The sequence below is a fragment of the Streptomyces corynorhini genome (genome assembly GCF_003346515.1).
Taxonomy (GTDB): Bacteria; Actinomycetota; Actinomycetes; order Streptomycetales; family Streptomycetaceae; genus Streptomyces; species Streptomyces corynorhini.
In genome coordinates this window covers 19,692-29,474 of the sequence record NZ_QQNA01000308.1, presented here as the reverse complement: position 1 = coordinate 29,474, position 9,783 = coordinate 19,692, and the positions used below count along the sequence as shown (strand labels likewise).

General features: G+C 73.2%; 9 protein-coding genes. 3 read left to right on the top strand and 6 right to left on the bottom strand.

Annotation, left to right across the window (positions count from 1 at the left end; all coding sequences use genetic code 11):
• Positions 1 to 204 precede the first annotated feature (204 nt).
• Entirely contained in the window at positions 205 to 1,164 is a 960-nt protein-coding gene (locus DVH02_RS30045; protein WP_114627008.1) for an ABC transporter substrate-binding protein, read from the bottom strand.
• 131 nt (positions 1,165 to 1,295) lie between these two features.
• Complete coding sequence (locus DVH02_RS30040) at positions 1,296 to 1,889, bottom strand: GNAT family N-acetyltransferase (RefSeq protein WP_114627003.1); 594 nt, start codon at positions 1,887 to 1,889, stop codon at positions 1,296 to 1,298.
• A 73-nt stretch (positions 1,890 to 1,962) separates the two neighbouring features.
• Between DVH02_RS30040 and DVH02_RS30035 the strand changes: the two genes are divergently transcribed.
• Both DVH02_RS30035 and DVH02_RS30030 read left to right on the top strand, forming a co-directional pair.
• Positions 1,963 to 2,676: a TetR/AcrR family transcriptional regulator gene (locus DVH02_RS30035; protein WP_114627002.1), complete on the top strand. Its 714-nt coding sequence runs from the start codon at positions 1,963 to 1,965 to the stop codon at positions 2,674 to 2,676.
• A gap of 112 nt (positions 2,677 to 2,788) precedes the next feature.
• Entirely contained in the window at positions 2,789 to 3,550 is a 762-nt protein-coding gene (locus DVH02_RS30030) for an SDR family NAD(P)-dependent oxidoreductase (protein ID WP_114627001.1), read from the top strand.
• A 285-nt stretch (positions 3,551 to 3,835) separates the two neighbouring features.
• On the opposite strand, the gene DVH02_RS30025 is transcribed toward DVH02_RS30030, so the two are convergent.
• The gene (locus DVH02_RS30025; RefSeq protein WP_114627000.1) at positions 3,836 to 4,015 is read right to left on the bottom strand and encodes a hypothetical protein; all 180 of its coding nucleotides are present in this window, start codon (positions 4,013 to 4,015) and stop codon (positions 3,836 to 3,838) included.
• 190 nt (positions 4,016 to 4,205) lie between these two features.
• On the opposite strand from DVH02_RS30025, the gene DVH02_RS30020 reads away from it, so the two are divergent.
• Positions 4,206 to 5,048, top strand: coding sequence for an MmyB family transcriptional regulator (locus DVH02_RS30020; RefSeq protein ID WP_114626999.1), 843 nt, complete (start codon positions 4,206 to 4,208; stop codon positions 5,046 to 5,048).
• Here the strand turns inward: DVH02_RS30020 and DVH02_RS35350 are convergent.
• The 3 genes from DVH02_RS35350 to DVH02_RS30005 all read right to left on the bottom strand — a co-directional run bounded on the left by DVH02_RS35350 (position 4,964) and on the right by DVH02_RS30005 (position 9,761).
• Complete coding sequence (locus DVH02_RS35350; protein WP_233518546.1) at positions 4,964 to 6,877, bottom strand: ABC transporter substrate-binding protein; 1,914 nt, start codon at positions 6,875 to 6,877, stop codon at positions 4,964 to 4,966. The genes DVH02_RS30020 and DVH02_RS35350 overlap by 85 nt on opposite strands.
• Before the next feature lie 215 nt (positions 6,878 to 7,092).
• Positions 7,093 to 8,136, bottom strand: a complete 1,044-nt coding sequence (locus tag DVH02_RS30010) for an ABC transporter permease (RefSeq protein ID WP_114626998.1) — start codon at positions 8,134 to 8,136, stop codon at positions 7,093 to 7,095.
• Positions 8,133 to 9,761: a sugar ABC transporter ATP-binding protein gene (locus DVH02_RS30005; protein ID WP_114626997.1), complete on the bottom strand. Its 1,629-nt coding sequence runs from the start codon at positions 9,759 to 9,761 to the stop codon at positions 8,133 to 8,135. The genes DVH02_RS30010 and DVH02_RS30005 overlap by 4 nt, the downstream gene beginning before the upstream one ends.
• Positions 9,762 to 9,783 lie beyond the last annotated feature (22 nt).

Here is a 9,783-nt window from a genome sequence, read left to right as displayed (position 1 = left end):
GCGCAGGGACAGGAGCAGGGGCGGCAGGGGCAGGAGCGGCGGCCGGGCCGGTGACGGGCGAGGGGCCGGTGACCGGCAAGTGGCCCGGAACGGCCGAGGTGCCCGGGTCGGGCGAGCGGCCCGGAACGGCCGAGCGGCCCGGGTCGGGCGGAGGGCCCGGGTCGGGCGGGGGGCCGCTCCCGGCCGAGGGGTCCGGCGCGGCCGTCATGGCAGCAGCTCGTCCGGATCGGGCGCCGTCTTGAAGATCCCGTCCTTCGTGCCGAGCGCGATCAGCGCGTCGATCGACGCCCGGTTGGGCTCCTGCGGCCAGCGCGGCAGCGTCATCGCGCGCAGGGTCGCCTCGGGGATCCGGGTGTAGGTGGTGAGGATCTCCCGTACCTCGTCGGGGTGGTCGGTGGCGTAGGAGAGGGACTCCTTGGTGGCCGCCCGGAACTTCTCCACCAGCTCGGGGTTGCGCCGCGCGTACTCGGCGGAGGTGAAGTAGAGGGCGACCGTGAGATCGGGGGCCACGTCGACGAAGTTGGAGGCGATCACCCGGCCGCCTCTGCCCTTGATCGTGGAGAGCGCGGGCTCGACCGCCCAGGCGGCGTCGACCTGGCCGCTGTCGAGGGCGGCGGCCATCTGGTCGAAGGCCAGCTCGACGAAGGTGACCCGGTCCGGGTCGCCGCCCGCCTTGCGCACCGACTGGCGTACCGAGGTGTCGCCGATGTTCTTGAGCGTGTTGACGGCGACCTTTCTGCCCGCGAGGTCCTTGGCCGACTTGAGGGTGCTGTCCTTGCCGACGGTGATGCCTCCGAAGTCCGCGCCGTCCCGGCCGGTCGAGGCGCCACCGTTCGCGACGGCCCGTACCGGGACCTTGTTGGACTGGGCGATCAGCAGGGAGGTCACGTTCGAGAAGCCGAACTGGAACTGCCGGCTGATCACCCCGGGCACGATCGCGGCGCCGCCCTGGCCGGTCTTGAGCGTCAGGTCGATGCCACGGTCACGGTAGAAGCCCCGCTTCTCGCCGAGGTAGAGGGGAGCGACGTCCACGATGGGGATGACCCCCACGGTGATCGCGGCCCGACCGCCGTCTCCCCGGCCGCCCGGGGAGTCCGAGGAGCCGCAGGCGGTGAGGGCGGCCGCGAGGGCGAGGGCGGTGGGTCCGATGAGCAGACGACGCATGAACACCCCTTGAGAGATGGCCTGTTCGGACTGTTCGCGGGCTGCGGAGTCATTCTCGGCCGGAACGCGACGTCCGTCCAGACCACGCGGCGCGACCCGGCACCACGCGACGACGGCCGGACCGCGCGCGGCTACCGGCCGCCCTCGGGCAGGACCTGGGGTCCGTCCTTCGGGACGGCCGGGGCGGCGGGCCACTCGTCGGCGAGTACGGACCAGATCTCCTTGTCGTGCCGGACGCCCCGGTAGGGGTAGCGCTGCCGCAGCACCCCGTCGCGGGTCATGCCGAGCCGACGGGCGGCCTCGATGCTGCGGGTGTTGCCCGCGGCGGCCCACCATTCGACGCGGCTCATGCCGCGCTCCCGGAACGCCCAGTCGATCAGCGCGCGGGACGCCGCGGCGACCAGGCCGCGCCCCTCCCCCGCCGCCTCCAGCCAGCAGCCGATCTCGCAGACGCCGGAGGCCGCGTCGAAGGTGGTGAACATGACGCCGCCGACCAGGGTGCCGTCCAGCCAGATGCCGTGGATCCGGGCCGCGTCCTTGGCCTGGTTGTCCGCGTACCGCTGGAGGACGGCGGTGGCCGAGGCCAGGTCGGTGGAGAACGTCGCCCAGGGGATCCAGGGGTCCACGTGGGGCCGGGCGCGGTCGATGTGGGCGAGGAACTCGGGTGCCTGCCAGGGTTCGAGGGGGCGGAGCAGGGCGTTGCCGCCCAGGGCGAGCGCGTACACGGCGGTCTCTTTTCGACGCGGGGACTCACGGGAACAGGTACGTAACGAGCGTTCGGTATGTAAGGTAACAGCCATGCCACCCGCACGAGGAGACCGCGAAGCCCGCCGCGAGGACGTCTCGGAGGCCGTGTGGCGCACGCTCGCCGCCCAGGGGTTCGGCGGGCTGACGCTGCGCGCGGTCGCCGCCGAGATGGACGTCTCGACCGGGATGCTCATGCACTACTTCCCCACCAAGCGCGCGCTGGTGGCCCATGCCCTGGACGTCCTGGAGAAACGCACCGCGGAGCGCCCACGGCGCGGCAGCCCCACCGAGGGGCTGGCCGCCCTGCGCGCGGCGCTGCTGGACATCCTGCCGCTGACCGAGGACGACACGGCCCGCAACCGCGTCTGGGTCAGCTCCTGGGATCTCGCCCTGGCCGACGGGGAGTTGGGCTCGGGCCAGGCGGAGCGTTACGCGCGCATGCGGTCCGCGATCCGGCCGCACATCGAGGCCGCGCGCGACCGCGGCGAAGTCCCCGCCGCCACCGACGCGGACCAACTCGCCGCCTCGGCCGTCGCGTTCACGCACGGCCTGGTCGTCCAGGCGCTCTTCGACCCCGAGCGGTTCCCCGAATCCGTCCAGATCTCCCTGATGGACGGGTTCCTGAGCGCACTCGCCTGCGACGGACCCACCGCGTCCGCGCGCACGGCCCGGCCCGCGCCCGCCCGGGGCGCGGCCCGCCGGTCCGGTGTCGCGGTTGACACCCGGGCCGGACACGGACCAGGCTCGGAGCCCGGCGATCATTGAGGAGTTTCGATATGCGCGGGTGTCCGGCGGCTCGTCCGCCGCTGACGGTGGACGAGCGGGGTGCGGCGCGACGGTCGACGGCGGCCCCGGACCGTCCGAAGGTCGGCGCGTCATGAGGCGCGTCCTGGTGACCGGGGCGTCCCGGGGCATCGGCCGCGCGGTGGCCCGCGCGTTCGCCGAACGCGGTGACCGCGTGGCGGTGCACTACGCGACGCGGCGCGAGGACGCGGCGCTGACGCTGCGGGAGCTGCCCGGCGACGGCCATGTGCTGGTCGGCGGCGATCTCGCGGACGCCGACGCGGCCCGGTCCATCGTCGAGGAGGCCGTACGCGCTCTCGGCGGCGTCGACGTCCTGGTGAACAACGCGGCCCTGGCGCCCGGCGCGGACAACCGCCACGCGGTGGCCGACGTCTCCTACCCGGACTGGCAGGAGATCTGGCAGCGCATGATCCAGGTCAATCTGCTGGGTGCCGTGCACGTCACCTACGGGGTCGCCCGGCATCTCATCGACCGCGGCGAGCCGGGCAGTATCGTCAACGTCGGTTCGCGAGGCGCCTTCCGGGGCGAGCCCGACTTCCCCGCGTACGGGGCGGGCAAGGCCGCGCTGCACGCCTTCGGGCAGTCGATGGCCGTCGCGCTGGCGCCGCACGGCATCACGGTGACCTCCGTGGCGCCCGGCTTCGTCGCGACCGAGCGTCAGGCAGGCAAGCTGGCGGGACCTGAGGGCGAGGCGCTGCGCGAGCAGAGCCCCTTCGGCCGGGTCGGTACCCCCGAGGAGGTGGCCGCCGCCGTGCTGTACCTCGCCTCGCCGGAGGCCACCTGGTCCTCGGGCACGGTCCTCGACGTCAACGGCGCCTCCCACCTGCGGATCTGAGCCGGCTGCGGATCCGAAACACCGGCGGATCCAACACACCTGCGGATCCGAATCACCGGGCGCACGGGACTGTCGGGCACGGGACCACCAGGCACACGGGACTGTCGGGCACGCGGGGCCGTCGGGCACACGGAACCGCCGGGCACACGGGACCACCAGGCACACGGGGCCGTCGGGGGCACGGCGGCGGCGCCACCGGACCGTGCCCCCGAACTCCCCGCGCGGGCGGCGGACCCGTCCTCCGCCGCCCGCCACCGCCCCCTCCCCCGGGGGCCGCCCGTCAGCTCAGCACTCGTACTCGATCCCGATCCACTTCCCCTCGTACGCGACCTCGATGATGCACTTCTTGGCCGCGGCGGCGGACGCGGTCCCCGTCGTGCCCGCGGTCAGCCCGATCAGTGCCACGAGCACGCCGATCGTGGAGGCAAGGCGGCGCTTGCGGGCAAGCGCGGTGGTGTGAGCCACGTTGTGTTTCCTCTCGGCAGGCTGACGCCGGTCAAGCGGCAGCGGAGCGCGCCTTCGGAAGCGAAGGCCGCCGTACGAGGATCGCGCGGTACCACCCGGCCGAGGGAGGTCACATCCTGCCCTGGCGCGACAACGCCGCTCCCCGGACGCGTACTGGCGTTCGGAGGAGCGAGCGGCCAAGAATCATGGCATGGACACATCTGAGGCACTCCGTGACTTCCTGATCTCCCGCCGCGCCCGGCTGCGCCCCCGCGACGTCGGATTACCCGAGCACGGGGTCAGACGGGTGAGAGGGCTGCGCCGCGAGGAGATCGCCACCCTCGCGGCCATCAGCGTCGAGCACTACATCCGGCTCGAACGCGGCCAGGCGTCACGGGTGTCGGACGCGGTCCTCGACGCCGTCGCCGACGCGCTCCGGCTCAGCACGGGCGAGCGCCAGTACCTGCGCAGCCTGGCGCGGCCGACGGGCAGGACCGGGAGCGCGGGCGGCACCGGCGTACGGCCCAGCGTGCGGCACCTCCTCGGCTCGATGACCGACACGCCCGCCTATCTGGTCGGCCGGGGCGGCGCGATCCTCGCCTGGAACCGGCTGGCGGTGACCATATTCGCGGACTTCGCCGCGATCCCCGCCGAGCACCGGACCGTCGGACGGCTCGTCTTCACCGATTCCCACGCGCGGCGGCTGTACGTCGACTGGGAGGCGAAGGCCCGCGAGGCGGTGTCGTACCTGCGCACCGAGACGGGGAAGCGGCCGCACGACCCGGAGCTGGCGCGGGAGATCGGTCATCTCACCGAATCCAGCGCGGACTTCCGCCGGCTCTGGTCGCAGCAGCACGTGCTCGAAACGACGCATGCGACCGTCCTGCTGCACTGCCCTCCGCACGGGCGGCTGGAGTTCTTCTGGGAGGCCCTCCAGCTCACCGGCGAACCGGACGAAGTCGTGCTCGTCTACACCGCCGCTCCCGGGTCCCCGTCCGCCGCCGCGCTGCGCGCGATGTCCCGCGCGCCGGAGGTCGGCTCCGTACCTCGCTGACCGGTGGGCCCGAACCGGGGCGGCAGCCGGAACCGGCCGTCCGCGTACGGGGACGGCGCGAGGATGCGGTGCCTGCCGTCCTGGATCTGGTGCACGAGGTGGGCCTGGCCGATCGAGGGGTCCGGTGTCAGCTCGGGATAGGCCAGCGCCGCCTGCCCGGGATCGGCCAGGTAGTACGCGCCGTTCACACCGCGGTGGATCGTGGTCCGCAGCGCGGTGGCGACCCGCCGGTAGTCCCGGGGATCGTCCACGCGCGACCACGCCCCGGCGATCATCCGCGCCCGGTCGTAGGCGATCCCCGCGTGCGACCGGCCGGGCGCCACCCCGTGCAGGACCCGGTAACGCGCCGCGAAGGCACGGCCGATGTGATCGGCGTACGTGCCCGTCACCGTGGCCCAGAGCAGCCCTTCCGCCAGCGGCCCCAGCGCCGCGCGGAAACTCGGGATGGAGGGGGTGTAGAGCAGGTACGGCAGTACGGGCGGACCGCCGTCGCGCAGCAGTTCGCGCAGGAACGCGAGGCTGCCCGGCATGAAGTAGTGGCCGACCAGGACCGAGGCGGGGGCCATCTCCCGTACCCGTCGGGCCACCGACTCCCACTCCGCCCCGGCCATACCGATGCCCGAGAGCACCGTCAGGGACCAGCCGCCCTCCTCCACGGCCCGCTCCATCTCGCCCCGGCCGAGATCGCCCAGCGGCCACACTCCCTGCACCACCACCAGCCGGTCCGAATCGGGACGCCACCGGCCGCTGTCCCGCAGCCGGGTCAGGAAGCGGACGTAGCCGGGGCCGTAGCGTGTGTCGCTCGGACACACCTGGAACACACCGCCGTACCGTCCGGGATCGTCCGCGACCCGTGTCACCATCGAGTCCAGGGTCGCCGCGTGGAGGTAGGGGCAGCCGTAGTCCGCCGCGATCTCGTGCGCCACGTCCTGCGGACCGATGTAGCCGGAGGTCAGCGCGTCGACCTCCAGCGCCACCAGCTCCTCGAACGCCCCGCGCACCGAGGCCGGGTCCGTCACCTCCACATCCGCCGTGACCACCTCGACCCGGCGGCCCGCGATCCCGCCCAGGTCGTTGATCTCCTCCAGCGCGAGCCGCGTCGCCAGCAGCATCTCCCTGCCGTCGTCCGCCGCCGGGCCGGTCAGCGGCAGGACGGCGCCCAGCAGCAGCGGACGTCGGCGCAGCGGCCGGGTGGGGCCAGGCACGGGCGCCGGTACGGGGGTGCCGCCCTGCGCGGCGACCGCGATCCGGCCCACCGCGAGGCGCCCGAACGGCGCGCCGCCGCCGGGGAACGGCAGCCGGACCAGGCCCTGGTCCAGGGCGACGGCGGCGGCGGCCGCGCGGCTGGAGAGCTGGAGTTTGGTGAGCAGCCGGTCCACGTGGGTGGTGACCGTGCGGGGGCTGGTGAAGAGCCGTTCGCCGATCTCGTTGTTGGTGAGGCCGGCGACGATCAGGGTGAGGACGTCGAGTTCGCGCAGTGTCAGCCCGTACGGCGAGGGGTGACACGGTTCGATCAGGACACGGCCCAGTGGCCGGTCCGCCGCGTCGCGGAACGGGTCCACCCACAGCCGTACGAGTCCGCGGGCCGTGCTGTCGGTCCACATGAAACCGATCCGGCCGGGTTCGGTCCGTACACACGCGCTGATCAGATCGGTCAGCGCGGTGTGCGCGCGGAGGAACGCGACGGCGGGCCCCGGCCCGTCGGACGGGCCGTCGGGGGTCTGCTCGGTGGCCTCGACCCGCCCGTCGGCCAGCACGATCGCGGTGGCCGGAGGTGCCGGACGGGTGGTGTGGTGCCAGGGAGGAGGTGTTTTCTGCACTGCGGACACGGGCGTATCCCCCATCCCTTTGGGTGAGGACGGCCGCGGACGACGCGGCCCCGGCACGGTGCCCGGACAGTCCCGGGACCGCGGTGTGATACGCGCTCATCATGCCGGGGACGGGCGCCGACCAACAGGGAGATACGTAACAAACAGATAAGGAGTTGTTTCGGCCATCTTCATCCGCGCGCTGTTCGTACGGGGCAGCGGCGCCGCGGGGCCGCTCAGGTGCGGCGGCGGCGCAGCAGCGAGTCGAGCGCGACGGCCGCCACCACGATGGTGCCCTTCGCGATGAGCTGCCAGTGCTGGCTGATGTTGAGGCTGTAGAACACGTTGGTGAGCGTCGCGAGGATCAGCAGCCCCACGCCGGAGCGCCAGACGGCGCCCTCGCCGCCGCGCAGCGAGGTGCCGCCGACCACGACGATGGCGATCGTGTCGAGCGCCACGGTGGCGCCGACGTCGGCCTGGCCCACGCCCAGCCGGGAGGCGTCCATCATGCCCGCGAGCGCGGCCGTCACACCGGTCATCACATACGCGCTGCCCACCAGCCACGGCACCCGCAGGCCGGACAGCCGGCCCGCTTCCTCGTTGCCGCCGATGGCGTAGATGTTGCGTCCGTAGCCGGTCTGCGAGAGCAGTACGGCGCCCGCGAGGAAGGCGACGAGCAGGATCCAGATCGGCAGCGGCACCCCGGCGACGGCGGTGAGGGCCAGGTACTGGAAGGAGATGCCGTCCACGATGAACGGCGCCGAGTTGGAGTACACGTACGCCAGTCCCGAGATCACCGAGGACATGCCCAGCGTCGTGACGAAGGGGTTCACCTTCCAGCGGGCGATGATCGTGCCGTTGGCGGCGCCCACCACGACACCCGCCAGCAGGGCGCAGCCGCCCGCCAGGACGACCGACCCGGTGCTCTTGGTGACCCCGGCGAAGACCGTGGCCCCCAGGGCGTAGGTGGCACCGACGGAGAGGTCGAAACCTCCGGAGATGATCACGAACGTCATCGCGACGGCGATGATGCCCACGGCGGCGTTCTGCGTCAGGATGTCCTGCACGTTGGCGAGCTGGAGGAAGCCCGGGTAGAGCACGGTGGCGGCGAGGACGAGGGCCACCAGCACCCACAGCATGCTGTAGCGCAGGGCGAGCGCCCGGACCCGGGCCCCCCGGCCGGTGGCCGCGCCCTCGGCGGGGTGCTCAGGGCCGGCGGGCGCCCCCGGGCCGCCGGTGGGTGGTGCGGGGGATGTGGTGGGCACGGCCGGTGAACTCATCTCTCGGTCTCCTTCTCGTGAAAGCCCAGGCGTACGATGTCCCGCACCCGGAACCGGGGGGAGTCGGCGGGGATCTCACCGACCACCCGCCCCTTCGCGAAGACCAGCAGACGGTTCGCGATGGCGAGCACCTCCTCCAGTTCGGAGGAGGTCACGATCACGGCGGCGCCGTCCCGCGCGAGGCTGACCAGGCTGGCCAGCACCTCGGACTTGGCGCCGACGTCGATGCCGCGCGTCGGCTCGTCGATGAGGAACACGCGCGGGGTGCGGGCCGCCCACTTCGCCAGCAGGACCTTCTGCTGGTTGCCGCCGGACAGGTGGCGCACCGGGGCGTCCAGGCGGTCGGCGTCGAAGCCGAAGTAGCGGGTGAACCGCTCGGCGTCGGCGCGCTCCCGGCCCCGGTCGACGCGCCCGAGCCGGGTGAAGCGGGTGACGCCGACACTGACGTTGCCCACCGCGTCCATGCCGGGCACGAGCCCGTTCTTGCGGTCCTCGGGCACCATCACCACACCGCTCGCGATGGCCTCCCGGGCGGAGCGCGGCCAGGGCACGGACTCGCCGCCCAGGCGCAGTTCGCCCGAGGACGTACGGTCGAGACCGGCCAGGGCCCGCATGAACGTGGTGCGGCCGGAGCCGACCAGTCCCCACAGGCCGACGATCTCGCCCTGGTGGACCCGGATGCCGATGTCGTCGACGATGCCCGCGCTGACCCCGGACGCCTCCAGCGCCGGGCCGCCCGGCTCGTGGGTGGCGCCGCGCGCGGTGACCCCGATCTCCCGCCCCACCATGGAGCGGATCAGCGCCTGCCGGTTCCACCGCTCGCGGGGAGCGGTCTCCACCAGGCGGCCGTTGCGCAGTACGGAGATGGTGTCGCTCAGCCGGAGCACCTCTTCGAGGTTGTGGCTGACGAAGACGATCGTCGTTCCCCGGGAACGCAGCCGGCCCAGGATCCGGTACAGGATGTCCCGTTCGTGTTCGGCGAGCGCCGCGCTGGGCTCGTCCAGCAGCAGCACCCGGCCGTCGGCCTGGACACCGCGCATGATCTCCAGGATCTGCTGCTGGGAGACGGAGAGGGTACGGGCGAGGGCGTCGGCCGGGATCGACACCTCGAAGTCGGCGCACATCTCCTCGTACCTGCGGCGCATCTCGCGGCGGGAGAGCAGCCCCCGCCGGGTGAGCTGGCCGCCGAGGAAGACGTTGGCCTCGGCGCTCAGCGCGGGCACCATGGTGAGTTCCTGATAGACCGTCACCAGCCCGAGCCCGCGCGCCTTGCGGGGGCCGCCGTCGCCCAGGACCGTGTCGAAGACCTCCACGGATCCGGTGTCGGCGGCGAGCCGGCCGCTGACCATCCCGAGCAGGGTGGACTTTCCCGCGCCGTTCTCGCCGACGAGGGCGTGGACGGCGCCCGCGGGGATCTCCAGGTCGACATCGCGCACCGCGTACGTCTTGCCGAACACCTTCCCCACACCGCGGCACACCACGGCAGGCGGGGGCGGCTCGGCCACGGGAAGGGACGCGGCCGGGCCGGACGCGGCCCGACCCGGCGCGGTGGGGCCGGACGCGGTGGGGCCGGACGCGGTGGGGCCGGACGCGGTCGGATCGGACGCGCTGGGTTGTGCTGTCATCGGTGGCTCCTCTCCTGACACG

Excerpts from the sequence above, each read along its gene's own strand:
- DVH02_RS30045 (WP_114627008.1), bottom strand. The coding sequence starts at position 1,164 with ATGCGTCGTCTGCTCATCGGACCCACCGCCCTCGCCCTCGCGGCCGCC.
- DVH02_RS30035 (WP_114627002.1), top strand. The coding sequence starts at position 1,963 with ATGCCACCCGCACGAGGAGACCGCGAAGCCCGCCGCGAGGACGTCTCG.
- DVH02_RS30030 (WP_114627001.1), top strand. The coding sequence starts at position 2,789 with ATGAGGCGCGTCCTGGTGACCGGGGCGTCCCGGGGCATCGGCCGCGCG.
- DVH02_RS30020 (WP_114626999.1), top strand. The coding sequence starts at position 4,206 with ATGGACACATCTGAGGCACTCCGTGACTTCCTGATCTCCCGCCGCGCC.
- DVH02_RS30010 (WP_114626998.1), bottom strand. The coding sequence starts at position 8,136 with ATGAGTTCACCGGCCGTGCCCACCACATCCCCCGCACCACCCACCGGC.
- DVH02_RS30005 (WP_114626997.1), bottom strand. The coding sequence starts at position 9,761 with ATGACAGCACAACCCAGCGCGTCCGATCCGACCGCGTCCGGCCCCACC.